Below are 25528 nucleotides of genomic sequence, written 5' to 3' on the forward strand. Positions count from 1 at the left end.
ATAATCTTCGTTCGATAAAAAGGGCATCCTATGGATGCCCTTTTGTTTTGTCTGTAATAACGAATGATTAGCGGTAACGTTCCGCACCTAACGAGCGTTTCTGCTTCTTTTGCCAAGCCAGTGTCAAAAACCAATATAAAAACGCACCAGAAACTGACCAGAAAAGCGCGCTGGTGCCATAGGCAAACATTTGTAGTCCGCTACGCAATTCGGTGCCATAACATAAATGGATCAGTGTAGAGATCAAAACGGCACATAACGTACCAAGAAAAGGATAAAAAATACGTCCGCTTACGGAGAAACAACTGGCGACAAAACCAGGGATGACGAACAACAGCAGGTTAATCTCGCCTTTCATGACAATATTCGGACCGTGAGCATTCGTCCAAGGTTTCAAAACGATAAAAAGGAGTACAACCAAAATAAATGAAATAATTGCGCCTAGCCAACGCCTATAAATAACCATCAAAAATCCCTCTTTCCTTAGAAGCGATATTTAACACACCCACCGCTATCCGCACTTCTCATCAGCCTTGATGAAACAGATAACGAGGTGGATCCAGCATTCCCTAGCGTGTTCAACGGTGTTCAACAGCAAACGACTTCTCTATTTTGTTCTGCCCTTTATTGGCCGAACGTCCAGATAACGTCTAATCTATCTGCCAATACCAGAGTGGTACTGGGATTTCATCTATTGTTAGGGATACCCTAGATATAGATGAAATTTATTATTTTGTATGGTTGAATGTATCCCCAATAGTCAATCATATCAAGCGCAAGCTAGTTAACGATAAGTTATTCGCCGTGAACATTGATGTCGCAAGTTTGTTAACAGGAAATTACATCCTGCTGTTGTTCGTTGTCTTAGCGCTGGGGCTTTGCCTCGGTAAACTTCGTCTGGGTTCCATACAACTCGGAAACTCGATAGGTGTTCTCGTTGTATCTCTGCTGCTTGGACAACAACACTTTGCCATCAATACTGAGGCGCTAAATCTCGGCTTTATGCTGTTTATTTTCTGCGTCGGCGTAGAAGCGGGCCCTAACTTCTTTTCAATCTTTTTCCGCGATGGGAAAAACTATCTGATGCTGGCGCTGGTGATGGTAGGCAGCGCGCTAGTCATGGCATTAGGCTTCGGTAAACTTTTCCATTGGGATATTGGGCTCACTGCCGGTATGTTGGCGGGTTCCATGACATCGACCCCAGTGTTGGTCGGCGCGGGTGATACGCTGCGCCAAACCATGGCGAACAATCCTTCTCTGGCACATTTGCAAGATAACCTCAGTCTTGGATATGCGCTCACCTATTTGATCGGCTTAGTCAGCCTCATTTTTGGCGCTCGTTATTTACCTAAACTCCAGCACCAAGACTTGCCGACGTCAGCGCAGCAAATCGCTCGCGAGCGCGGTTTAGATAATGAAGTTCAGCGAAAAGTTTTCCTACCGGTAATCCGCGCATATCGCGTTGGTCCTGAGCTCGTGTCCTGGGCTGATGGTAAAAATCTGCGTGAATTGGGTATTTACCGCCAAACCGGTTGCTACATTGAACGTATTCGTCGTAACGGTATTCTTGCCACGCCAGACGGCGATGCCGTATTGCAAGTTGGCGACGAGATCTCACTGGTTGGCTACCCTGACGCCCATGCACGTTTAGATCCTAGCTTCCGTAACGGTAAAGAAGTCTTCGACCGCGACCTGCTCGATATGCGCATCGTGACCGAAGAAATCGTGGTGAAAAACAACAATGCCGTGGGCAAGCGTCTGAGCCAAATTAAACTGACGGACCACGGCTGTTTCTTGAACCGCGTTATCCGCAGCCAGATTGAAATGCCTATCGATGACAACATCGTTTTAAACAAAGGTGATGTGCTGCAAGTCAGTGGTGATGCCCGCCGCGTGAAAAGCGTAGCAGAGCGTATCGGCTTTATATCTATCCACAGTCAGGTCACCGATCTGCTGGCTTTCTGCGCATTCTTTATTATCGGCCTCATGATTGGCCTTATCACCTTCAAGTTCAGTAACTTCTCGTTCGGTATTGGTAACGCTGCTGGGCTACTATTCTCAGGCATTATGCTTGGCTTCCTTCGCGCCAACCACCCTACTTTCGGCTACATCCCGCAGGGAGCGCTGAATATGGTGAAGGAATTCGGCTTGATGGTGTTTATGGCCGGTGTCGGCCTGAGCGCGGGCGCAGGGATGAACCACGGGCTAGGGCAAATCGGTGGACAGATGTTACTTTCCGGCTTAGTTGTCAGCTTACTGCCGGTGGTGATTTGCTTCCTGTTTGGTGCCTATGTGCTGCGTATGAACCGTGCGCTGCTATTTGGCGCAATCATGGGGGCGAGAACCTGTGCTCCGGCCATGGAAATCATCAGCGATGCTTCACGCAGTAATATTCCTGCGCTGGGATATGCAGGCACCTACGCCATCGCTAACGTACTGCTCACGCTGGCCGGTACACTGATTGTGATCATTTGGCCAGGCCTCGGCGGATAAGAAAACCTTATAATTCAGGCAAAAAAGAAAAAATGTGATTTTTTTCACTTTGCCTGAAACTTTCTAGCCTCCGCAAAGTCTTAATTAGTGCCACTGCTTTTCTTTGATGTTCCCCATATTGAGGAGCCCGATAGTCCCGCCTACTTAGGTTCAAGACTATCGGGTTTTTTATTGTCTGAAATATAAACACATATAAAACAATGAGTTACAGCCTACATTTAAGCCAAGAGGGCGCAGGAGCGCCCAAAAGGTCAATGGCCAAATCAAGGGCACGCTTCGGCACAATCTTCCACTGCACCGTGCGGGTAATCATTGGGATGTCCATGCCAACAGAAGGAGAGAAAACACCTCTAATGCGTGTCGTTTCTTCGCCGTACTCGTTCAAATCCTCAGCCTGTTCGTAATAAGTACGCACCACCAGATCGTCACGGTGAACAAATGGACCACCCTGCGCGTTGATATATCCCGCCCAGTCGCCCACATCAGCCGCATCATGCACAGCCGCAAACTCAACGCTTAGACCTAGCGCAGTTTCAGGATCAGCCATGCGGCGCAGTTCACGATAAACCGATACCGGCGCATCACCGATAAACTGAAACTGGCGAATACGCCAACGTGCAGCCCACGCCGATACGGCGGGAGCCATTTCTTTTAACGGTTGTTTGGTGTCATCGTCCAGCTCATCATCTAGCGCATAACCATCAATATTTTTACTGATGTATTTCGCCACATAACCTGTGGCGCTGCCCTTGTCAGGGTCGATGGCCTCCGCGTGAAAACGCGCTTTTCTGGCCTTATCGCTGTTCAATTCTTTGCTGTCTTCTTTGAAGGCATAATCACGCAAAATCTCACGCACGCGATCCACCTTCTCTGGCTCCATAAACATCAGCATGTGCCAGTGCGGAGTCCCATCATGATGGGGTTCTGCAACGCGAATGCCGAAAATCCGCAAGTCCTCACGATGCAACTTGGCCCGCACACGTTCCCAAACGCTGCGCAAATAACGCTGCGTGTCTGCAGGACTCGAACCATTCCATTTGCTATTGCTGTAACCGGCTTTCGTGGTGGCGTGATATTTAGACGGTGCGGTCAGGGTATAAAACTCCCCGATATAGCCGAGTTGATTACAGATATTTTCAAAGCCACGGATACGAGTCATTAACTCGCAGCGACGGATCGCCGGATTTGCCACACTGCCATCATATTTGTCGATCAGGCTGATGCGGTTGCCTTCGGTGTCTTCCAGTTCCATGCCTTTCAAGAATTCACGGGTACGGCGTTTTTGTTCCCGCCATTCGCCTATTGTGGTACGACTGGCGTAGGGGTTGCTTTTTTGCTGACGTTACGCAGCGCAATCTGCAAATGCTCACGCCATTCGTTTGACTTCCGACGTAAGTGATTACGCCACCACGTTGGTGACGTCATTCGGAAAATCGCTGAACTGGCCTCCGACTCAATAAAGACCTTGTTGTTAATGCGATCCCATAACGGCGGCGTTTGGCCCAATTGCTGCGTGATAGCACCGGCGCGCTGATACATCGCCCACCCCAGACGCAGATCACTGGCTTCTGGCATTTGGTCACTAATAAATCCCAGCTCAAGCCGCATATAGGTAGCGGTGTCTTCCGCCAGCAATTCAACATCTGCGCGGGACATATCAGGGAGTTTATTAAAACGGCCAAACAGGGAGGCATTCCCCTCTGTCATTTTTGGCAGGCGGTAGCTCTTAGTGACTAATTCAAGGCGTGGCAATGTGCGCTTAAGGTGGGATTAGACTGCACACGCGCCTGCATGGTGATACCTGCTAGCGTTAAGCAACGAACCGCTGAATTAACGGTGCGCTTAAAATCAGCCAAACGGGTCATGTTCATGTGACCACCGGCCACGGTATCTGCGGCCAGTTTGCCAACCTCAGCGGTGGCATTTAGGACATAAACAGGAATGTTCTCCCCTGCAATCTCGTTTAATGGCACAGAGGGATGACACTGCATTTGCTCCAACCAACCATCCAAAATCGTCGGGTCTTCGGTTTCATCCGTCAGGCGCATAACATCAACGCATGTCAGTTGGTGCGGCTGCTCTGGGTTTAGTTTGTTACGCAGCATCTGCGGGTTCATACCCACGCGATCAGCAATCGCTGACAGCTCACCTTTATGGCGTAAGGCGAAAGAACGACAAGCCTCATCGAACTGTGCGTGTTTGGAATCTTTAAAATCAAACATGGTTGCTTCTCCGAACATATCGCAATATCGAACTAACCAATGGAGAGTTCGCAATTAGATAAAGCATCTACGGTAAGAGCAGCCATGTTGATCATGACTTTTTCTCGTTTTTTATCTTTGCGGAGGCGGTGACAAGGCAACCGACCATCATCAAGCATGTCATTGATGGTATCGACCGGAACCCCTGTTAATTCGCTATATCTCTCAATTGAGACATGCGGTGTAAGCAAGGTGATTGAAATGTTAGTTTTCATGGTGCAACATTCCCCGTTTAGAGGTGATTACTTCTGGTGAATAGTGATAGTTCACTTCATGTGACCATGAAAACCTTGCGATCACACAGACCAATCGTCAACACAAAAGTTCACACGGTGTGATTTATGGATTTAACGAATGGCGGGCGTGGCGCAATTGAACGAATGGTTCAGGCGTATGGTTTCAAGACTCGGCAACAACTTTGCGATCAGCTTGGGGTGTCTAAAAGCACATTAGCGACGCGCTATATGCGTGACTCTTTCCCTTCAGATTGGGTGATTCAGTGCGCGCTAGAAACAGGAATGTCTTTACGCTGGATCGCGTTTGGTGCTGGCCCACAGCAAGACGTGGGTGACATTGATGTTTCTACTCTTCCAAAATCAAAACTCATAAATGGAAAGTTACAGGACGATGGCTTCTATCTATTCGATAAGTCTTTTCTTCCTGAACAACTGCAGAACCCTATCGTTATTGTTGAGCAAGATGCAAAGCATATCTGTGAACGCCAGTTTGAAGATGTCCGCGATGGTAAGTGGGTTGTCGATATCGATGGCGAGATTAGTGTTCGTGAATTAGCTCGCCTTCCGGTTAATCGTATCCGTGTTGAAGGTGGGAAAATCCCCTTCGAGTGTTCTCTAACAGATATCAATATCATCGCAAAAGTGCTTATAAATTGTATTAAATAAAAGGAGCAGTCCGTGGCAAGCAGGATTTTTTTATACGTTAACTCTAATAAACAAATACGCGTTCAACACATTCATGATGTCACGGAAAATGATACTTATTTTCAAGGCATAAGCCTGCTGGATAGCGAACACGGTAAACTGAAAACATTCCGTAAAGATAGAGTCATTCAAGATCTAGACTCTCTACCTGAAGATGAAGAAATTTATATCCGCGATATTGATGTAACTCGTTACTTCCCTAGTAAGAAAATAAAAGAAACCTTTGATGTTTGTTTTACTGGTTTCAAAAAAGACCAACGAGCAGAACTTGAGCAACTAGCTGCCGATAATGGAATGTTGGTGAGAAAGTCCGTCACACAGAAATTACAGATTTTGTGCTGTGGGGATAATGCAGGGCCAACAAAAGTTAGAAGTGCAAGAGATATGAATATACTTATCTTCGATGCTCATCAGTTTATTAACTTGATCAATACTGGTGAGCTGGAGATAAATCAATGACCACTGTTCTAAACTGGGACTGGAGTAATGAAACTGATTTCAATGATGAAAAAATATCAGCAGATTTACTAGAGAGGAACAAGTATGCGGAATATATTTACAAAATATCCTCTGTTAGAGGAAAAGATAGCCATTTCGCACTTAATATAAATGCACAATGGGGGGCAGGAAAAACTCATTTCGTGAAGAGGCTTGCATCTACAATAAAAGACGCTCACCCAACAGTGTATATCGATGCATGGAAACAAGACTATTCAGATGATCCTTTGCTAGCTATATTCTCTTGCATTATAGAACAACTTGGCCAGCAGTCAGATAAATTCATCACTATTTCTAAAAAAGTTGAGAGGAAATTAATTTTCCTCTTTAAGGATATTGCTCCTTTATTAATCAAAGAGGTTATAAATGGCGCTACAACAACAAAACTAGGTGATGCTGCCAAGGGAATTACCGAGGGTTTAATAAAGCTTCACAATAGTAAAAACAATGCAATATTAGAAATAAAAAAAGATATTTCAGAATGGGTTCAGTTAATAAAAAACCGAGATGCAATGGAAAAGAACCTCCCAATTTACATTTTTATTGACGAACTCGATCGTTGCCGCCCTAGTTATGCGATAAAACTGTTGGAAATAGTAAAGCATATATTCGATGTCAAAGGAGTTGTTTTCATTATTTCAACAGACACCAATCAACTCCAGCATTCAATAAAAGTTATTTATGGGAATGAGTTTGATGCTTCGCATTATTTAAGCCGTTTTTTTGACAGAAGATTTATTTTACCCTCGCCATCAATGGAGCAATTATTAAAACAAAAAAGTCCTGATACGGTGTTATTAAGTTTTGATAGTTTTGAGCACAAACTCCACCCACAACCGGCCGATACTGATTTTTTCATTAAATCATGTAGTTCTATTTTTCAGTCATTAAGTATAAGCCTTCGTGAATCAATTAAATTCTATGAAAAATTTTGCGATTTACTATTAACACAAAATATAAATATAAATGGTTATTTACTTCTTATTCTAATATGTTTAGCTGAAAACAATAATACTTTATACTCTGAAATTAAAAATGATCACAACATATTATTAAAAAAAACCTTACCAAAAAAGGAAGTAACCCTTTCTTTCAACCTTTCGCCTGAGGTAACAGGGGTTACAAGTTTCGCACCAAAAAATGGGTATACTACCCCGAACCGTCTAGGGCACAAATTTATAACGGTAGATATAATTCATTATATTAAAATTTCAATAGATGTAATAAATATAAAAAACCCATATTCAGAACAAGGAAACCAAAAATTACACTGGTCAGCTGGAGTATTACCAAATGACAACACTTTGATGCCACTTTTAAAAATAGCGTCGACAAGAGCTAAAACTGATAATAATGAATTGCCGATTTCTAACTATTTTGAGCTGGTTGAGCTTTCCACTCTAATCTCTTAATAGATGTATATTTCACTTATCTACAAACATTGACCACTGTTTTTATATACAGTTAAACTTAGCCCTCAGACATGAGGGCTTTTTTGTGGCAGTAAGTAAACAATCATCAGGTAAATGGCTATGCCAGTGTTTCCCCAGTGGACGTGACAACCGCCGCATTCGCAAACTGTTCGCGACTAAGGGGGAAGCCTTAGCCTATGAGCGTTTCATTATGTCTGAGGTGAATGATAAGCCTTGGCTGGGTGAGGTTGAGGATCGCCGCCGGTTAAGTGACATCGTTGAGTTGTGGTACAACCTCCACGGTCAATCACTGACAGCTGGTGAACGTACACGCAAGAAGATGGATTTAGTGGTAGAGGCTCTAGGAGATCCTATAGCTAGCAAATTCACAGCCAAAAACTTCGCCCACTACCGAAATAAACGGCTCAAAGGAGAAATCTTTTTCTCCGAAAAGTGGAGCAAAGGTGCTGCGCCTGTCACCGTAAATCTAGAGCAAAACTATCTAAGTGGCGCTTTCAATGAACTTATCCGATTAGGGGAATGGAAACTACCTAACCCACTTGAAAACATGCGTAAATTTACGATAGCTGAAAAAGAGATGGCATGGCTAACCCATAAGCAAATTACAGAACTTCTTGATAGGGCTAAGTTCTCAGCTAAAAAAGATCTATCGCTATTAATCCGTATATGCCTTGCAACTGGAGCACGCTGGCGTGAAGCTGAAAATCTCACACGTTCCCACTTCTCTCCATACAAAGTTACCTACACCAGAACCAAAGGTAAAAAAAATCGTAGTGTTCCAATAAGTAAAACACTCTACAAAGAAGTAGACGACTTAAAACGAGACAAACTGTTTGATGATCTGTATTTCAGTTTTATGGCATTAATTGAGCAAACTAGCATCACTCTCCCCCCGTGGCCAACTGACTCACGTTCTGCGCCATACGTTTGCAGCACACTTCATGATGAACGGGGGAAACATTCTGGTACTGCAAAGAATTCTCGGACATAGTGACATTAAAATGACGATGAAGTATGCACACTTTGCACCGGAACACCTCGATACTGCTCTGCATTTCAACCCACTGGCAACGATGACAAGTGGCAGCAAAATGGCAGCAGAAGTTGGAAAACACCACATTTAACCACCTATCATCACTGAATCAAGTGTTTGAATTTATTGTAACTTATTGATTTTCAAGGCCTGCTATCACTATCGGGTTTTTTATTGCCTGAAATTTAAAACCATATAAAACAATGAGTTACAGCCTGCATTTAAGTCAAGTGACAGCAGAGAAAACACGCATCTCCAGAGATGAAAAATACCAACATGGTTAAAGGTTTGTAGGGAAGAAAGTTGATCGCGAAGAATAATGCAGTTAATAAGTTTAGCGAATCATTAGTCAGATAAAAAACAAATTAAAACGATAAATATAGTGCACAATCCCCCCACCTCGGCAGCATTAACTTTCTGTTTCACTACATTGGCAAAAAGTAAAATATTACGCACGCGATGCTGGACATCACAATTAACTATCCCCTCATCAGCGACGGCATCCTTCTATCTACAAACATGTCTGATCATCATAAAAACGCTCCGCACCGACTTAGTCACTCCTTAATGTTGGCTTAAGTTAATCGCTATACCCTAAGTCCTGTTCTTTCAGTCAAACCTGCATTCGATACTGTGTGTTTAACATCGGCGTGTTTGAATGAACTGTAAATTAGAGCCGTTCTCACGATGAGTCGGGTTGAAGCGACCTCTCTGCACAGAGAGTGCCTTAAGGACGTTCACTCATTATTGGTAATTCTATGAAGACTAAAAATAAAATTGTCTCAATCCCTCTGTACGCTAACCCGCGTGACCTCATCACTGGCCAGTCACTTTTCAGCGGTGCCTTTTATCTTGTGGTGCCTTTCCTCGTGCTGTTTATGCACGACTCTCTGCGGCTATCTGGCGAGATTATTGGGCTCGTCGTCGGGCTGCGTTTTTTCGCACAACAGATGATGTATATAAAAAGTACCCAACTGGCGCATTCGATTGGTGGAAAGAACCTCTTATTGCTGGGTTGCTTTACGCAAGCCAGCGGCTTCTTGTGCCTAGCGTTAGCGAGCCAGCCTAATCTCCTGATCACTGGAGCACTCTTAACCGGTATTGGCGGTGCCCTATTTGCACCAGCAAAAAACCTGCTGATGAATGAAGCAGGTCTAGGTGACCACAAACTAAAAACAGAGAAAGTGCAGCAGCTCAAGAATTCAGTGTCCATTGCAGGTGAATTAGGTTCTATCGTTGGGCCATTGTTGGGTCTTTGGTTAGTTGGACTTGGCTTTCACGTTCTTGCATGGGGAGGCGTTCTGATTTTCGTGGTAGCGATGATTTGGCTTGCGAAAAAATTACCCGCGAGTTTCTATTATCCCGCAATGCCTGATAAGAAAATTACGTGGCAAACCGTGTTGCAGAACCGTCGTTTCTTACTGTTTGTATTGGCCTATAGCAGCTATCTGTTTAGCTACAGCCAGCTGTTTTTAGCGCTCCCCCTCACGATTCGGCATCTAGGCGGTGAGAGCCAATACATTGGCTTATTGTTTGCATTTTCAGTACTGATATCTCTGCTTATTCAGATTGGTCTACGTAACTTCACCAGCAAAAAAGAGAGCCAAGCGCTTGTCATGGGCTTTGCAACATTGTCTCTGGCTTTCCTCTATATGGCATTTATCGCCATACGTCATCAGACAACGGGCTGGCATGGATATTTGCCGTTGCTGATGTTTGTATTCTTTATCAATGGTGGGCAATTCCTTATCGTTCCTGCCGCCAAACGCATCGTGACCTACTTTGCTGCTGGCAATGACACAGCGCCTTATTATCAAGCATTAGCGCTCAGCGGGGGAATTGCCGTGTTGGGGGGTAGCCCTATCGTCGGTGAATTGATGGAGTCGACCAGACATAGCCTGACGCTCGCAGGATTGCCTTGGTTCTTTATGGCATTATTTCCTGCGCTCAGCGCCATTGCTATTGGTTTAATATTCCCGACCACACCAGCTAGAGCCTACTGATAACTTGAAATGATATATCGCGTTACCCCCTTAATGTTCCCTTAAGCTGCAATTGTTAAGGTGAGCGTATGGGGTAACGCGCAACTTTTTAATCTTAAATTCAAATATTCGCACTTATTGCAAACTTTAGGATTACTAGCCTTTACTCCCTCGACATCGACTTTTATTGTATGCCTCCTTTTGCCGTCACTGATGCGGATCAATGTGATCTTGCGGCTCGGCTTTGTAAGGCTCTGTTCGATGAAAGTCGTTTTTTATCGAGATTGCCTATTTCGGGTTTGTTAATAGAGTAAGACGTATATGGAAAAGTTTAACCAAGCGTTCTTTCTGCTGGTGAACGCTACACCAAATTCCCCTGCTTGGCTCATCACGCTAGCTAAGTTTTTTGCCAACGATCTTATCGCCATAGTCCCCATCCTCATTGTTGGGTTTTGGCTATGGGGGCCACGTAAAGAGATGGCAGAAAACCGCACTCTGGCAACGAAAGCCACCTTCGCTCTCGTCTTTGCCTTATTAGCCTCACGTGTTATCGGCATGGTATTTCCTCACGCAAGGCCCTTTGTCGATGGATTTGGTCACCAGTTCATTCCACATGCACCAGATAATTCATTTCCAAGCGACCACGGCACCGGTATTTTCACTTTCGCACTGGCTTTCCTTTTCTGGTATCGCCGAATTTGGCTTGGCGCACTATTAATCGTTTTAGGTGCAGGCATTGCGTGGTCACGTGTCTATCTTGGCGTACATTGGCCGCTAGACATGGTAGGAGGGCTTTTAGTTGGCCTAATGAGCTGTGCTGTCACTCAGCTATTATGGGGCGTGATCGGACAAGGCATAGTGAATCGTCTATACCAAGTTTATCAGTTTAGTTTTGCGCTCCCTATTCGTCGCGGTTGGGTGAGACAATAACCAAATACATACTATGAGCCCGTTTCTACGGGCTTTTTTGTGTTTGCTACACTACATTTGCACGACATTGACAACATTGCAGGTTTGCGCCTCGGCAGGCACAGAGGTAAGATAAAAAACCTCGCGAAAGTTTGAATTCGTTGAAAGTAGTCGCATTTATCTCATCCAGCGTATTGTTGGAACTGTTGTACCTTACCCAAAATCTCATGGGAAAAGGCATCCCGATTATCTTTGTCCGGATTATGCTTTCTGCTCCGGCCACTTTATTGAGAAAAATTATGGAAACCCGGCGTTACGATCGTATTAACCGCTTATCACAGGCGCTCAAACGAACAGATAAACTGCATCTTAAAGATGCCGCCGAGTTGCTCAATGTTTCCGAGATGACGGTTCGCCGCGATTTAGCTTCACAGAGTAGCGATGTGGTGCTGTTGGGAGGATATGTGGTACTGGATCCCAAAATCCACCAAAGCGCTCGCTACTTCGTGACCGACCAGCAAGAAAAACGCGTTAAAGAGAAGCGCCACATCGGCACACTCGCTGCTCAATTAGTGCAGGAAGACGACGTGGTGTTTTTTGACTGCGGCACAACGGTTCCATTTATTATCGATGCATTGGATGAATCACTGAGCTTCACGGGGGTCTGCTACTCCCTGAATACCTTCATGGCGCTGCGCACCAAACCAAACTGCAAAGTGATTCTATGCGGTGGCTCATTTAACCCTGACAGCGCCATCTTTGTGCCAAACGGCATCAGCAGCGAGTTAGACAATCTTTGCCCAACGATTGCATTTATCTCTGCGGCAGGCATTACGCCAAAACAAGGCGCTACCTGTTTTAATCTGGACGAGATAGCACTTAAGCAAAAAGCCATTCAAAGAGCCCGCCGTTCAGTGCTGATCGCTGATGCCAGCAAGTTTGGCGAGGTCAAGCCCGCGTGGATCGCCCCCCTTTCCGAATTTTCCATTCTGGTCACCGATCAAGCCCCCCGTTCAGAGATTTGCCAGTTCCTGATCCTGAAAAACGTACAGTTATTATGCTAATTTCTATTTTTTACGTAGTATCACTTTGATAATCAAATTTATGAACTACAGTTTCAATTTTAATTGAGCTGTAGTCATTTTGCCCTATTTTAAAGCTCAATTATTTACCATTCACAAATTCCTACCTAGCCAATTCCTTTACTACCAGTGAGTTAATTAGTCATACTTAATTGCCAATTCTATTTATACTCGTGACTATTGATTATTAATCACTCTAGTTTAATAACCTATTTTATTATAATTACCATGCTTGATACGCATATTTTATGTTCAACGTTGTACTAAATTCACACAAGAATAAAATCATACAAAAACAGTTAGTTATGTTATTACCAGCTCATAATTTACCTGTTTACTATAACTATTGTTATAAATTGTCGTTTTTTGAAATTAAGTGAAATCGTGATTTTTATTTCACATAAGAAACGAATTTTTACTATTTATCCTATGACTGTTAATCAGCATTGTTTTCCCTGTTAAATTTGTGTGTTTGTTTTAGCCCCAAAAATAGAAAAAACGCCATAAAATCGAGTGAATATCGCATTTGAGAGGCGGATCACGGACGTTTCAACTGTAAAAATATATCTTTGCCGCCGAAAACCATTGCTGCACATTACGAATAAAAGATCGCGTTATGAACGGACTGTTTTTTGTTCGATTTTTCTTATTTTGGTCGAGCAGACAAAAGTGAGTTCCTATATAGTGCAGCGGCTTTAGGCTTTATTTAATGGTGTAAATCCATTTTTTAATAAACCAGGTTATAAACAACACACTAAGTATGTTGAATTGAATAAAGTTCTTTCGTGAAATCTCACGCTAGAACGATGTCTTGTTTTGAAAAGAAACTGTTTTAAACGTGTTCACTTCGGAGACCCTATGGACACTACTCAGACTAGTACTGTTACTTCTACTTCTGGTTCCGCAACGGCCTGGCGTAAGTCAGATACCATGTGGATGCTGGGCCTGTATGGCACAGCGATTGGCGCGGGCGTATTGTTCCTGCCAATCAACGCCGGTGTCGGTGGCTTAATCCCACTGATCATCATGGCTATTATCGCTTTCCCTATGACTTTCTTTGCGCACCGCGGTCTGACCCGTTTCGTGCTGTCTGGTAAAAATCCTGGTGAAGATATCACCGAAGTTGTAGAAGAGCATTTTGGCGTTGGCGCAGGTAAACTGATTACCCTGCTTTACTTCTTCGCTATCTACCCAATTCTGTTAGTTTACAGCGTTGCTATCACTAACACCGTTGACAGCTTCATTACTCACCAATTGGGTATGACGGCTCCTCCACGTGCAATTCTGTCTCTGATCCTGATTCTGGGTCTGATGACGATTGTTCGTCTGGGTGAACAGTTCATCGTTAAAGCAATGAGCATCTTGGTATTCCCGTTTGTTGCGGTACTGATGCTGCTGGCTCTGTATCTGATCCCTAACTGGAATGGCGCTATCTTCGAAACGGCTGCAATGACTCAGTCTATGAACGGAAGCGGCCTGTGGATGACTCTGTGGCTGGTTATTCCTGTCATGGTGTTCTCTTTCAACCACTCACCTATCATCTCTGCGTTCGCGGTAGCAAAACGTGAAGAATATGGCGTAGATGCTGAAAAGAAATGCTCCAAAATTCTGGCTTATGCGCACATCATGATGGTTCTGACCGTTATGTTCTTCGTATTTAGCTGTGTATTGAGCCTGTCTCCAGCAGATCTGGCAGAAGCTAAAGCACAGAACATCTCAATTCTGTCCTACTTAGCTAACCACTTTAATACTCCAGTTATCGCATACATGGCGCCTGTTATTGCCTTCATCGCGATCACTAAATCCTTCTTGGGTCACTATTTGGGTGCTCGTGAAGGCTTCAACGGTATGGTTATCAAGTCTCTGCGTAGCAAAGGCAAAACCATCGAAACGAATAAGCTGAACAAAATTACTGCGCTGTTCATGCTGCTGACGACTTGGGCTGTTGCAACGCTGAACCCAAGCATTCTGGGCATGATTGAAACCTTGGGTGGCCCAGTCATCGCGATGATCCTGTTCCTGATGCCAATGTATGCCATCCATAAAGTACCTGCGATGCGTAAATACAGCGGCCACATCAGCAACGTGTTCGTGGTTGTCATGGGTCTGATTGCAATCTCTGCAATCCTGTACACCCTGTTCGGTTAATCGCTGTAAGAGTTATGTTCTACCGGCCAGCGCACATTCTCTCGCGCTGGCCGTATCACTCCCCTTCTCTGGCAGCATCATTCTTTATATCCAAAGTAATTGGAATTGCAGCACGGCAGCAGCTTCAAGTACGAAGGATATAGCCCTGTTTCACGTACGGAGGCGACATGATTAGCGTATTTGATATTTATAAAATTGGCATTGGCCCATCCAGCTCCCATACCGTTGGCCCAATGAAAGCCGGTAAAGAGTTCTCTGACGATCTGATTAAAAAAGGCATCTTGAACGATGTCACCCGCGTAGTGGTTGACGTTTACGGCTCACTTTCCCTGACCGGTAAAGGCCACCACACGGATTTGGCTATTATCATGGGATTAGCAGGCAACATGCCTGATAGCGTCGATATCGACATGATCCCAGGCTTTATCAAAGATGTAGAACAGCGTGGGCGTTTACTGTTGGCTAAAGGCCAGCACGAAGTGGATTTTCCGCTGGAAACCAGCATGAATTTCCACCAAGACAATCTTTCCCTGCATGAAAATGGTATGCGCATTACTGCGCTGTCAGGGGATAGCGTTGTTCACAGCAAAACCTATTACTCTATCGGCGGCGGTTTCATCGTTGACGAAGAAAACTTCGGCAAGCAATCTGAAAATGAAGTTCAGGTACCTTATCCATTCAAGAGCGCGGCTGATTTGCAAGAGCACTGCAAAGCATCGGGCCTGTCTCTGTCTGGTTTGGTAATGCAAAACGAACTCGCCTTGCATAGCAAAGAAGAGATCGATGCACACTTCACGCGCGTTTGGGATGTTATGCGCAGCGGAATTGAGCGCGGTATGAATACTGAAGGCATTTTGCCTGGGCCACTACGTGTTCCGCGCCGTGCTTCAGCACTGCGTCGCATGCTGGTCACCCATGATAAAATGAGCGTGGACCCAATGGCCGTTGTTGACTGGATCAACATGTACGCCTTTGCGGTAAACGAAGAGAACGCGGCCGGCGGGCGCGTCGTGACGGCGCCAACCAACGGCGCATGCGGAATTATTCCGGCGGTTCTGGCCTATTACGATAAATTTATTCGCGAAGTTAACACCAATTCCTACTCTCGTTACTTCTTGGCGTCTGGGGTTATCGGTGCACTTTACAAGATGAATGCGTCGATTTCTGGTGCAGAGGTGGGCTGTCAGGGTGAAGTTGGCGTAGCCTGTTCGATGGCCGCAGCAGGTCTTACCGAATTGATGGGCGGAAGTCCGGCACAGGTATGCATGGCAGCAGAAATTGCTATGGAACATAACCTTGGTTTAACCTGCGACCCAGTTGCCGGTCAGGTTCAAGTACCTTGCATCGAGCGTAACGCCATCGCTGCGGTAAAAGCGGTGAATGCTTCACGTATGGCAATGCGCCGTACCAGCGACCCACGCGTATGTCTGGATAAAGTCATCGAAACGATGTACGAAACGGGCAAAGACATGAACTCAAAATACCGCGAAACATCACGCGGTGGCTTGGCGTTGAAAGTACTGACCTGCGGTTGATTCTATTGTTAATGGGTGCTTAGTGGCCAAACTAAACACCCGTTGATTCAGCCACAAAACCTCAAAGTGCGAGTTAACAATTGTTGCTCGCACTTTGAGTCTCAATATGGTGAATATCTCTATCCCCAATAGCCTCTCCCACCGCGCCCCCCTCTTGTATTCCAGCCAAAGCGACTCAGTAAGCGACCTCATCACAGACCTTTCAAAACCAATAAAATAGGTAAGTACACTCTTTTTATCGGTTAAGTTAGTCGCACATAGGGATCGGAGGAGTAATTAATAAGAAATCAGCGTGCGTCCTGCACGCTGATTATTGGCACTATGACTTAATCAAACCACGAGCCGAATATCTGATGAATTTTCATCATCACAAAATCGATCATCCGGCCAAAGAACCCCGCCTCTTTAACCTCATTTAGCACCACCAGCGGGCGCTGTTCGATAGTTTTACCATTCAATTGGAAATCGATAGTTCCCACCACCTGCCCTTTAGCTAGAGGGGCTTCAAGCTGTGGCTGATTGAGCGTAAAGCTTGCCTTCAGATTTTTTAACTGCCCGCGCGGAATAGTGACAGCGGCGTTTTTATTCACGCCCAACTCGACTTCACTCTTATCCCCGAACCAGACTTTTTCGGTAGTAAATGCCTGACCCACTTTGATTGGCGTTACAGTTTCATAAAAACGGAAGCCCCAAGTCAGCAATTTTTTGCTTTCTTCGAAGCGAATACGATCCGTAGGAGCACCCAACACGACGGAAATTAAGCGCATTGGCCCATCGGTTGCCGAAGAAACCAGATTGTGCCCCGCGCCAGACGTGTAGCCGGTTTTAATACCATCCACGTTTAGGCTACTATCCCAGAGCAAGCGGTTACGATTGACCTGACGAATCTTATTGAAGGTAAACTCTTTCTCTTTATGTAGCGCATATTCATCAGGCACATCGGCAATCAGACGTTGGCTAATCAGCGCCATATCGCGTGCCGAGCTGTATTGGCCCTCAGAGTCCAAACCATGCACGGTTTTAAACGACGTATTTTTTAGCCCCCAAGCCTCAACGTATTTATTCATCAGGCTCACAAAAGCGTCCTGACTTCCAGCAACGTAATCAGCTAATGCAATACTCGCGTCGTTACCCGACTGGATAACCACACCTTTATTTAACTCAGAGACGGGCACGCGATCGCCCGGCTTGAGGAACATCAGCGACGAGCCACGTAAGATGGGATTCCCCGTTGCCCAAGCATCTTTTCCCACCACCACCATATCGTTCGGCGTGATTTTTCCTGCTTTGATTGACTGTCCAATCACATAGCTGGCCATGATTTTTGTCAGACTTGCGGGATCCAAACGCTCATCGGCGTTAGCTTCAGTCAAGATTTTCCCGCTATCGTAATCCATCAGCACATAGGCTTTGGCGTTGATTTGTGGGGCCGCTGGTGCAGCCTCATCGGCATAGGTCATCGGGATCGCCATTAGTGTTAGGCCTGCCCCGAGAGTGATTTTTTTGATTAACGTAGTGAGTGCGATTTTCTTCATGATGATGCCAGCGTATCCATTCAGATAAACAAAAATTAATCTTTACCTTCGCAAAGCTTTTTCAAGCCCTGCTTGGAACCATAACGGCTTTAACTTAAAGAATAAACCCCCGATTATTAGTCCTTTAAATATAATCCAACCTTACAGACTCGCTAATCAATTTTTTTGCTTAATCGTTGTGCTGCTCATGGTCGATTTGTCACTAACTCACGATGCGATAGCGTTTTCTTGGGTACTGGGGAGAGAATAAACGCGTTCGCCATTGCCGCTAGATTGCCGCATCAACAGACTAAGGGGTAATGCCTTATATAAATTTGTCCTATCTACAATCGATAAAAAACCCCGGACTTGCCGGGGTCGTTTATGCTAGTGCTGACTCGCCGTCAATTTTTCAATGTCAGGGCTACCAAGCAGTTTAGGGTCAGGGATAATATCTTTATCCTCACGCACCTTGGCCACATCTTTAGCCGTAATTTCTGGAGCTTTATTCCCCCAGCTGGTGCGGATAAAGTTAACGACGTCTGCGACCTGCTGATCGTTTAAGCGCCATCCAAACGCTGGCATGGTGATAGACGATGGAGCCCCCTGCACTCCGGGTAACGTATTACCCGTAAGTACCACGTGGATCAGCGAAGTGGCGTCATCCGTCATCACGACAGGATTACCTCGTAATTCTGGGAAGAATCGAGTATAGCCGCTGCCGTCGGTGCGGTGACACGCAGCACAGTTATCCACATACAATGCAGCGCCCGTTTTACTGTCATCGCCTTTCCACAGCGCATTAGCAACGGTTTTATCCTCTTTAAACGGCTTTTGATCCTTATCATTCGCTGGAAGCGATTTCAGATAACGCGCAATCGCCGTGGCATCTTCAGGAGTTAAGTATTGCAAGCTGTGCTCAACCACATCAGTCATACCGCCAAACACCGCAGTACGATCGTTGCGCCCCGTACGCAAGAACTCAGTCAGATCCTGCTCGCTCCAACTTCCTAGGCCGTCTTTATAATCGCCTCGCAGATTCGTGGCAATCCAACCGTCAATCGGTGCACTACCTGATAGATAGACTTCGCCCTCATCGTTATTTAATGCCTTTTCCTGCATTGTGATGCTGCGAGGTGTATGGCAGGCACCACAGTGCCCTAAGCCTTCAACCAAATAGCGACCGCGCGCCAATACGGCATCTTCACCCTGTGCTGGGGTGAAATCTTGCACATCAGGGGCAAACATACCGCGCCAGATAGACAGCGGCCAACGCATCGACAGAGGCCAAGGAATATCACTGTCTTTGTTTGCCTGAGCGACAGGTTTTACCCCTTGCATGAAGTAAGCATAGAGCGCACGCATATCCGGCTCAGTCACCACCGCATAAGAAGGATATGGCATCGCGGGATAAAGTGTATCGCCGTTCTTAGCAACGCCGTGGCGTACCGCTTTATCAAAATCCTCAAATGAGTATTCACCGATACCGTGCTTTTTATCCGGAGTAATATTGGTACTGTAGATGGTGCCAATCGGCGTGGCCATTGGCAGCCCCCCCGCAAAAGGTGTTCCCCCCTTGCTAGTATGACATGCCACACAGTCACCGACTCGCGCCAGATATTCACCACGTTTAATCAAATCGACACCGCTGGTTTCTTGCGCAGCGGCACTAAGACTAATCGCGCTAAGCACCAGAGCTGAGATAAGTTTTTTCATTTTCTGGTTTCCTTATGCCTGCACCAACGGTCCTGGATTTTTCAAATACTGTTCGCGAATTGCACGAGCAGACCAGTAAGTCAGTGCCGCTAAGGTACCTGTTGGGTTATAGCCCAAACCTTGTGGGAATGCAGATGCCCCCGGTACAAATACGTTTGGCACATCCCAACTTTGTAAATAGCGGTTAATCGCGCTAGTTTTAGGGTCTTCCCCCATAATCGCGCCGCCGTTCATATGCGTGGTCTGATAGACCGTGGTATCGAAATGCGTTCCTTCAGATTTTGGCGAACCGCTGATTACAGTAGGGTTCATGGCTTCCGCAATCTTATGCATCCGGCCATGCATGAACTGCGACATTTTGATGTCATTTTCTTGCCAATCAAACGTCATACGCAGCAGCGGCTGGCCATAAACATCTTTATAGTTCGGGTCGAGATCCAGATAGTTGGCACGATAAGACTGATGTGCGCCATGTGCATCCATAGAGACATGGTGCGAATAGACATCAGCTACTTCCGCTTTCCATTTACTGCCCCACGTTGGTGTGCCCGGACGCGTTGGCAAACCTGAAATAGGTTTGGTCCCCGCCTGATTCACCCAGAATGGAGATCCCCCGACAAAGCCGTATTTCGCATGGTCAAAGTTATCAGCGTTAAAATCATCGACACCCACGCCAGCGCCACCCGCACCAATAAACGTATTGGTGAAGATATCTTTATTGAAGAAAGCCTTGATAGTCGAAATGTTTTGGTAAGCGAAGTTACGCCCCACCACACCTTCATTGGTAATAGGGTTATAAGGTTTACCAATTCCAGATAACAACATCAGATGCACGTTGTGGAACTGGAATGCAGCCAGAATCACCAAATCAGCAGGCTGTTCAACCTGACGCCCCTGCGCATCCACATAAGTTACGCCAGTGGCGCGTTTTTTATCATCGGTCAGATTAACGCGCAGCACATGTGAGTTGGTACGCAACTCAAACTTAGGTTCTTGGCGCAGCGCTGGCCACACGTTAACGTTCGGAGAGGCTTTGGAATACATGTAACATGCATAGCCGCTACAGAATCCGCAGAAATTACATGGCCCCATCTGCGCACCATAGGTATTGGTATATGGACCAGAGGTGTTTGCCGATGGCAAATCATAAGGATGATAGCCCACAGATTCAGCTGCTTGAGCAAACATTTGTGCAGAGAAGGTGCGCTTCTGCGCAGGCAGTGGGAAGTTATCTGAGCGATCCGGCGCAAACGGATTGCCTCCCTTACCCTGTCCGACAACTTTACCTTTTACGCTCCACGGTGTACCCGAAGTGCCAAATACTTTTTCAGCCTTATCAAAATAGGGTTCAAGCTCTTCATAAGTCACGCCGAAATCCTGAATGGTCATGCCTTCAGGAATAAAGTTTTTACCGTAACGCTCTTCATAATGGCTGCGCATGCGCAATTCCATAGGGTCGATACGAAAATGTACACCTGACCAATGTAACCCAGCCCCACCGGTTCCCGTACCGGGTAAAAATGCAGCAAGCTGACGGTAGGGTAATGCGGTTTGCGAAGCATTATGGCGGATTGTGACGGTGCTTTTCGACAGGTCTTGGAACAGTTTACGGCGGATGTTATAGGTCAATTCGTCGATAACCTGCGGATAAGCGCCGTCAGGATAGGTGTCACGATGCGGACCTCTTTCCAATACCACCACGTTTAAGCCCGCTTCGGTTAGCTCCTTCGCCATGATAGAACCGGCCCAACCAAACCCAACCACGACCGCATCAACTTTCTTCATTGTATTCGCCATGACTTATCCCCTTTCTCCGCGAATAGATACCGGAGGGAACGGATAACGTTCACCGCGCTCTACCCAGTCCATAAAATCGGCTCGTGCGCCGGGGAAGTTAATTAACGTCCAGCCCACCATTCCTTGATTGCCACCGTGAATAGGGTCGCTAAAGAATCCTTCACGCGTGTTTTGCAGTAAGAAAGAGAAAAAGACCTTAGACGGAACCTGAGTGAATTCAGCCTTACCGCCTTCCATCTGGCTTAAGAGATCGTCTTGCTTATCTTGCGGTAGCTCAGCAAAAACTTTACCTCCCTGCTTTTTGGCATAATCATTCGCTTCAGCCACGCCTAAACGATAAATTTGCTGTGGGGTTAGCGGTAGTTGATAGCCAAAATCGTGCTCGGCGTCTGGATTAAATGGCCCTTGCATATACCACTGGGAACCCGTGGCATACGGCGTGTTCATCTGGCGATCGATGAACTCAGGAACGCCTGCTTCCAAAGCCCCAGGGCCGCGATCGTCATTGGGAATCAAACGTGCGACGGCGGCTTTGACAAAGGCATATTCTTCAGGGGTGAAAAAGGTAGGATTGTAATCACGCGCCGTGTGTTTTTCTGGCGCTTTAGGTTCTGCCGCTTGAACGATGGCCGGAGCGGCAAGAGAGCCGATTCCCGTTCCGCCAATAGCCACTGCGGGTACTAACGTTATTGTTTTTAGTAGGAAATCTCTTCTCGAGCTTCCTGAGGTTTCTTTTGCCATGACATTGCCCACTTACAAAATGTTATCAGTTATTTAACACCATTTCCTTGATGAATGTGTTGTTATGAAACATTTATTTACGTTCCGCTACGTTTTGAAATGGCGGTTTTGGGCTAAATAATGGACACTGTTACGGGTAACTTGCTGATTAGGGTAGAAAAGGAACACTAAAAATTTGTTAATTGTTTAATGTGATAGATCGCACGAAATGTTGCTTAATTGAACAAAAAACAAACAATAAAAACTAACAAGTTTATATACAAAAACAGAGCAGCAAGCGCAGATATTCGCTAGCGTAAAAAGAGGTGGCTTACCTAGTAATATAGCCGTTAGGCATATTAATCATACATATCGCCCCCAACACGATGTCACAATATTCACCCAGTATCAGCATAGTTGATATCTGAGCAAATACTTCAGCAACGTGATGTTATATTACGATTAGTGGCTTAATTCACGGCCACCTTCATAGATAAGCCGCAGAGCAAATATGCCCACCACTGCGCCGATGATTTTGCTGGCAACGCGCTGAATACGAGAATAGGCACGACGCACCACGGAAAGAGAGAAAGCCTGACTGAGAAAAATTCGCCACAGCACAGAACTCAAAACAATACCTGCCCATGTCAACAACTTAGCCCAGATAGGGGTATCTGCACTCAGCGTGACGGAAAAAATGCTGATGAAGAAAAGCACGGTCTGCGGATTAGAAAGGTCGGTAATCAAACCACGGCGAAAAAACACCGCGCCCTTTCCGGGAATAAGCGTATGCAATGCGCTAATTTGCACGTCATTTTGATTACGCACGACGCCGTAGGCATACCAAAGCAAATAGAGGCCGCCTGCTATTTTTATCAATGAAAACAGGCTTTCAAACTGGGTCATTAAGGCAACCATACCAAATAGACCCAGACCGGAATAAATAGCGTCCCCCAGTGCAACCCCTAAACCCGTACACACACCCGCTCGACGCCCTGAAGATAAGCTGGTTTGCACCACCACAAAGAGGTTTGCGCCGGGATTAAAAAATGTGAGAACAAACAACCCAATAGTGACCCAAATCGCATGCAGTGGTTCCATAGCTCATCTCAACTTTTGCCAATATGTTATGCATTATGAAAATCTATTCATCGCAGCGATGTGCTCTCTATCACTATTTAAAAACAAGCGTATTCACAAAGATCTCATCGCGTCATGAAGAGGCTATTTGTTCTTCCACACCTCAGTTTTAGCCCCTTAACCTTTTCATCTCTTGGCAAACTGGCTAGATTGATGAATTCGCCCTCGGCATGACTTATTGGGACAGTTTGTATGTTATTACACCAGCGAACAAGCTCATCTTCTAGCCAAAGCAATACACGGTTCCTCAATCTGGATAACCAACAGCTTGAATGTCTCGATGGTATTGAACTCAACGCAAGCCTGACGGGGCTTAGCGTATATAATAATCAATTGAGCTCATACCCTGAGCAAATTGGAATGCTATCTGAACTTCAGGTGCTCAATATTTCCTGTAATCAGATGACCAAAATTCCCGACAGCATCGGGCAGCTTAGGGCGTTAGAAATGCTCGATCTCGGGCATAACCGGTTGTCCGAACTGCCAGACACCATGGGAAAGCTCACGCAGCTAATTTATCTCTATTTGAGTAATAACTCGCTTACGGACATTCCCGCCACATTTTCTGCCCTGCGGAATTTGCGCTACCTCAACATCACCGATAATCATCTCACGGCGATCCCTGAGGCTGTTTTTGCGATGTCAGCGCTGGAGGAGTTACGCTTATACAACAACAAAATATCCGTTCTTGCAGAAAAAATTAGCGAACTGAAAAATCTGCAAGAATTGCATCTGATGAACAACCATTTCAGTCAGTTTCCTGATTCAATCGGGCAACTTACCCAGCTTCGGGTACTCGATATCTCAGGTAATAGGATTAAATCTATCCCTGATTCATTTGCTCAATTGAACCACTTACAAGATCTCAACTTCAGATTTAACAATCTGTCTGAAGTGCCAGATACGATTGCCGCACTGACTCAACTGCAGACGCTGGATTTGCGCGCCAATAATCTGACGTCGCTGCCGGAAAGCATTCAGGAACTTAAAAATCTTAAACGCCTCGATCTACGCTGGAATTCATTTACCACTTATCCAGAGCAATTGGCTTCACTCGTAAAACAGGGCTGCCTAATTCATATCTAAAAAGCGCGGCCTAAGCCCGCGGATAAGATAATAAATAGAAGAGAAAACGGATGTCGCTCAACATCACGGTACTGTTAGAAAATAAAAACCATCACCCACAGTTAGACGGCGGCGTAGGATTAAGTTTATTGTTGGACGATGGTGAACAACGCATCTTATTTGATACCGGACAAGATCAGCGATTTTGTGACAATGCACACCGCTTAGGAATTGATTTAGGCACCCTTACTCGCGTCGTGTTATCGCACGGACACTACGATCATTTTGGCGGTCTGCCCTACCTCATTCCTCATACGCCGCATAAGCCCGAAGTCATTTGTCACCCAGACGTCTTTCTTACTCGTTATGCGGGAAAATTTGTCGGTTCACGCGCGATAAGACTAAAAAAAATCTCCCCAGAAAATAGCGAAACAGCGCTTAAAACGCATTTTCCTTTTCGCCTTTCTCGCCATCCCGTATCGATTGGCAGTCGATTTATTTTTGCTGGTGAAATTGAGCGCAGCAATAAACACAAAAGTTTTGGCCTTATTGAAAACGAAGATGGCTTCACCACCGACTACGTTAAGGATGATAGCTGTCTCATTTGGCAGGGAAGCCAAGGCCTCATCATTATCGTTGGCTGCTCTCACTCAGGCATCTGCGATATCATCCGTTATGCCAAGCATATTACCGGCATCGATAAAGTCAGCGCCGTTATTGGCGGTCTGCATCTACGCAGTGCAGGCATTCGCGAAATGCTCAGCACCCGCCGCTATTTTCAAGCACAAAATATCGATCTCATCTATGGTTGTCACTGCACGGGAGCCTGGGGGCGTTTATGGCTGCCCAACTCGCAGCCGCTGAACACCGGCGATAGCCTAAGTTTGGAATAATCTTTTAACAACGATGGTTTGCCCAATCCATAAGCCATAGATATAATCCACGCTCAATCTAAGGGGAATTCATCCCCTATTAGTGAGCTTATTTCATGGTCTGCAGCTACTTCAAAAAGTCCGTCACCAGACGCAGCTCCGCGCAATCGAAAGATGAAGCGTTGTTCGGAGCCTAATCAGCAGCGTATTGCCGCTTAAACTCTTCATCAGCCAGCCGCTTTTCGTCGTTTAATTACGTCGTTTCGTGCTGTCTGAAATCGAGAGTTTACAAGCTACCTTCCACGCTTTATCTGTGCCCCTTGATGTTGCAAGACATCTGTGACGGATTGTTGAAGTAAACAATCTTTAAGCCGGCTCAACGTTATCCG

At 45.7% G+C, this 25528-nt stretch carries 19 protein-coding genes and 2 pseudogenes; 12 read left to right on the forward strand and 9 right to left on the reverse strand.

Going from position 1 to position 25528, the window contains the following annotated elements:
- Positions 1 to 67 precede the first annotated feature (67 nt).
- Positions 68 to 466: an inner membrane protein YbjM gene (ybjM, locus tag M988_RS12810; protein WP_064574441.1), complete on the reverse strand. Its 399-nt coding sequence runs from the start codon at positions 464 to 466 to the stop codon at positions 68 to 70.
- Between the two features lie 338 nt (positions 467 to 804).
- Here ybjM and M988_RS12815 point away from each other — a divergent pair, with 338 nt between their 5' ends.
- Positions 805 to 2493 carry an aspartate:alanine antiporter gene (locus tag M988_RS12815; protein WP_008812958.1) on the forward strand — a complete coding sequence of 563 codons (1689 nt, stop codon included), beginning with the start codon at positions 805 to 807 and terminating at the stop codon, positions 2491 to 2493.
- A gap of 226 nt (positions 2494 to 2719) precedes the next feature.
- On the opposite strand, the pseudogene M988_RS12820 reads toward M988_RS12815, so the two are convergent.
- The 3 genes and pseudogenes from M988_RS12820 to M988_RS12830 all read right to left on the reverse strand — a co-directional run.
- Positions 2720 to 4200, reverse strand: a pseudogene (locus M988_RS12820) (replication endonuclease); the annotation flags it as partial.
- Between the two features lie 26 nt (positions 4201 to 4226).
- Positions 4227 to 4715, reverse strand: coding sequence for a phage regulatory CII family protein (locus M988_RS12825; RefSeq protein WP_064574445.1), 489 nt, complete (start codon positions 4713 to 4715; stop codon positions 4227 to 4229).
- Positions 4716 to 4747: 32 nt separating this feature from the next.
- Positions 4748 to 4969, reverse strand: a complete 222-nt coding sequence (locus M988_RS12830) for a MerR family transcriptional regulator (protein WP_064574447.1) — start codon at positions 4967 to 4969, stop codon at positions 4748 to 4750.
- Positions 4970 to 5095: 126 nt separating this feature from the next.
- Between M988_RS12830 and M988_RS12835 the strand changes: the two genes are divergently transcribed.
- The 9 genes and pseudogenes from M988_RS12835 to M988_RS12875 all read left to right on the forward strand — a co-directional run bounded on the left by M988_RS12835 (position 5096) and on the right by M988_RS12875 (position 16315).
- Positions 5096 to 5656, forward strand: coding sequence for a phage repressor protein CI (locus M988_RS12835; RefSeq protein WP_064574449.1), 561 nt, complete (start codon positions 5096 to 5098; stop codon positions 5654 to 5656).
- A gap of 12 nt (positions 5657 to 5668) precedes the next feature.
- On the forward strand, positions 5669 to 6154 hold the full coding sequence (locus tag M988_RS12840) for a BRCT domain-containing protein (RefSeq protein WP_064574453.1): 486 nt from the start codon (positions 5669 to 5671) through the stop codon (positions 6152 to 6154).
- Positions 6151 to 7605 carry a KAP family P-loop NTPase fold protein gene (locus tag M988_RS12845; protein WP_064574455.1) on the forward strand — a complete coding sequence of 485 codons (1455 nt, stop codon included), beginning with the start codon at positions 6151 to 6153 and terminating at the stop codon, positions 7603 to 7605. Before M988_RS12840 ends, M988_RS12845 begins: the two co-directional genes overlap by 4 nt.
- A gap of 85 nt (positions 7606 to 7690) precedes the next feature.
- Positions 7691 to 8750: pseudogene (locus M988_RS12850) on the forward strand (phage integrase).
- Positions 8751 to 9417: 667 nt separating this feature from the next.
- On the forward strand, positions 9418 to 10662 hold the full coding sequence (locus M988_RS12855) for an MFS transporter (protein WP_064574457.1): 1245 nt from the start codon (positions 9418 to 9420) through the stop codon (positions 10660 to 10662).
- Positions 10663 to 10962: 300 nt separating this feature from the next.
- Entirely contained in the window at positions 10963 to 11571 is a 609-nt protein-coding gene (gene ybjG / locus M988_RS12860) for an undecaprenyl-diphosphate phosphatase (protein WP_064574459.1), read from the forward strand.
- Between the two features lie 278 nt (positions 11572 to 11849).
- The gene (deoR, locus tag M988_RS12865) at positions 11850 to 12614 is read left to right on the forward strand and encodes a DNA-binding transcriptional repressor DeoR (RefSeq protein WP_020303855.1); all 765 of its coding nucleotides are present in this window, start codon (positions 11850 to 11852) and stop codon (positions 12612 to 12614) included.
- Positions 12615 to 13490: 876 nt separating this feature from the next.
- Complete coding sequence (locus tag M988_RS12870; RefSeq protein WP_008812952.1) at positions 13491 to 14780, forward strand: HAAAP family serine/threonine permease; 1290 nt, start codon at positions 13491 to 13493, stop codon at positions 14778 to 14780.
- Between the two features lie 167 nt (positions 14781 to 14947).
- On the forward strand, positions 14948 to 16315 hold the full coding sequence (locus M988_RS12875) for an L-serine ammonia-lyase (RefSeq protein WP_004095916.1): 1368 nt from the start codon (positions 14948 to 14950) through the stop codon (positions 16313 to 16315).
- A gap of 326 nt (positions 16316 to 16641) precedes the next feature.
- Here the strand turns inward: M988_RS12875 and M988_RS12880 are convergent, their stop codons facing one another.
- From M988_RS12880 to M988_RS12900, 5 genes are all read right to left on the reverse strand, one after another.
- Entirely contained in the window at positions 16642 to 17850 is a 1209-nt protein-coding gene (locus M988_RS12880; RefSeq protein ID WP_064574461.1) for a serine hydrolase, read from the reverse strand.
- A 366-nt stretch (positions 17851 to 18216) separates the two neighbouring features.
- Positions 18217 to 19545, reverse strand: a complete 1329-nt coding sequence (locus M988_RS12885; protein ID WP_008812950.1) for a c-type cytochrome — start codon at positions 19543 to 19545, stop codon at positions 18217 to 18219.
- A gap of 12 nt (positions 19546 to 19557) precedes the next feature.
- Positions 19558 to 21342, reverse strand: a complete 1785-nt coding sequence (locus tag M988_RS12890; protein WP_004095925.1) for a GMC family oxidoreductase — start codon at positions 21340 to 21342, stop codon at positions 19558 to 19560.
- 3 nt (positions 21343 to 21345) lie between these two features.
- Complete coding sequence (locus M988_RS12895; RefSeq protein ID WP_004095927.1) at positions 21346 to 22083, reverse strand: gluconate 2-dehydrogenase subunit 3 family protein; 738 nt, start codon at positions 22081 to 22083, stop codon at positions 21346 to 21348.
- Between the two features lie 441 nt (positions 22084 to 22524).
- Complete coding sequence (locus M988_RS12900) at positions 22525 to 23163, reverse strand: homoserine/threonine efflux transporter (protein WP_039189034.1); 639 nt, start codon at positions 23161 to 23163, stop codon at positions 22525 to 22527.
- Between the two features lie 231 nt (positions 23164 to 23394).
- Between M988_RS12900 and M988_RS12905 the strand changes: the two genes are divergently transcribed.
- Both M988_RS12905 and M988_RS12910 read left to right on the forward strand, forming a co-directional pair.
- A complete protein-coding gene (locus M988_RS12905) occupies positions 23395 to 24288 on the forward strand; it encodes a leucine-rich repeat domain-containing protein (protein WP_064574463.1) in 894 nt (297 codons plus the stop codon).
- Positions 24289 to 24338: 50 nt separating this feature from the next.
- Positions 24339 to 25160 carry an MBL fold metallo-hydrolase gene (locus M988_RS12910; protein WP_064574464.1) on the forward strand — a complete coding sequence of 274 codons (822 nt, stop codon included), beginning with the start codon at positions 24339 to 24341 and terminating at the stop codon, positions 25158 to 25160.
- Positions 25161 to 25528 lie beyond the last annotated feature (368 nt).

Origin of the sequence: Hafnia paralvei ATCC 29927 (assembly GCF_001655005.1) — a bacterium.
GTDB lineage: Bacteria > Pseudomonadota > Gammaproteobacteria > Enterobacterales > Enterobacteriaceae > Hafnia > Hafnia paralvei.

What these genes read in the sequence shown, in the direction of transcription:
- deoR (WP_020303855.1), top strand. Translation starts at nt 11,850, where the DNA reads ATGGAAACCCGGCGTTACGATCGTATTAACCGCTTATCACAGGCGCTC.
- M988_RS12875 (WP_004095916.1), top strand. Translation starts at nt 14,948, where the DNA reads ATGATTAGCGTATTTGATATTTATAAAATTGGCATTGGCCCATCCAGC.
- M988_RS12895 (WP_004095927.1), bottom strand. Translation starts at nt 22,083, where the DNA reads ATGGCAAAAGAAACCTCAGGAAGCTCGAGAAGAGATTTCCTACTAAAA.
- M988_RS12830 (WP_064574447.1), bottom strand. Translation starts at nt 4,969, where the DNA reads ATGAAAACTAACATTTCAATCACCTTGCTTACACCGCATGTCTCAATT.
- M988_RS12890 (WP_004095925.1), bottom strand. Translation starts at nt 21,342, where the DNA reads ATGGCGAATACAATGAAGAAAGTTGATGCGGTCGTGGTTGGGTTTGGT.
- ybjM (WP_064574441.1), bottom strand. Translation starts at nt 466, where the DNA reads ATGGTTATTTATAGGCGTTGGCTAGGCGCAATTATTTCATTTATTTTG.
- M988_RS12870 (WP_008812952.1), top strand. Translation starts at nt 13,491, where the DNA reads ATGGACACTACTCAGACTAGTACTGTTACTTCTACTTCTGGTTCCGCA.
- M988_RS12835 (WP_064574449.1), top strand. Translation starts at nt 5,096, where the DNA reads ATGGATTTAACGAATGGCGGGCGTGGCGCAATTGAACGAATGGTTCAG.
- M988_RS12855 (WP_064574457.1), top strand. Translation starts at nt 9,418, where the DNA reads ATGAAGACTAAAAATAAAATTGTCTCAATCCCTCTGTACGCTAACCCG.
- M988_RS12900 (WP_039189034.1), bottom strand. Translation starts at nt 23,163, where the DNA reads ATGGAACCACTGCATGCGATTTGGGTCACTATTGGGTTGTTTGTTCTC.
- M988_RS12845 (WP_064574455.1), top strand. Translation starts at nt 6,151, where the DNA reads ATGACCACTGTTCTAAACTGGGACTGGAGTAATGAAACTGATTTCAAT.
- M988_RS12825 (WP_064574445.1), bottom strand. Translation starts at nt 4,715, where the DNA reads ATGTTTGATTTTAAAGATTCCAAACACGCACAGTTCGATGAGGCTTGT.
- M988_RS12880 (WP_064574461.1), bottom strand. Translation starts at nt 17,850, where the DNA reads ATGAAGAAAATCGCACTCACTACGTTAATCAAAAAAATCACTCTCGGG.
- M988_RS12905 (WP_064574463.1), top strand. Translation starts at nt 23,395, where the DNA reads ATGTTATTACACCAGCGAACAAGCTCATCTTCTAGCCAAAGCAATACA.
- ybjG (WP_064574459.1), top strand. Translation starts at nt 10,963, where the DNA reads ATGGAAAAGTTTAACCAAGCGTTCTTTCTGCTGGTGAACGCTACACCA.
- M988_RS12885 (WP_008812950.1), bottom strand. Translation starts at nt 19,545, where the DNA reads ATGAAAAAACTTATCTCAGCTCTGGTGCTTAGCGCGATTAGTCTTAGT.
- M988_RS12910 (WP_064574464.1), top strand. Translation starts at nt 24,339, where the DNA reads ATGTCGCTCAACATCACGGTACTGTTAGAAAATAAAAACCATCACCCA.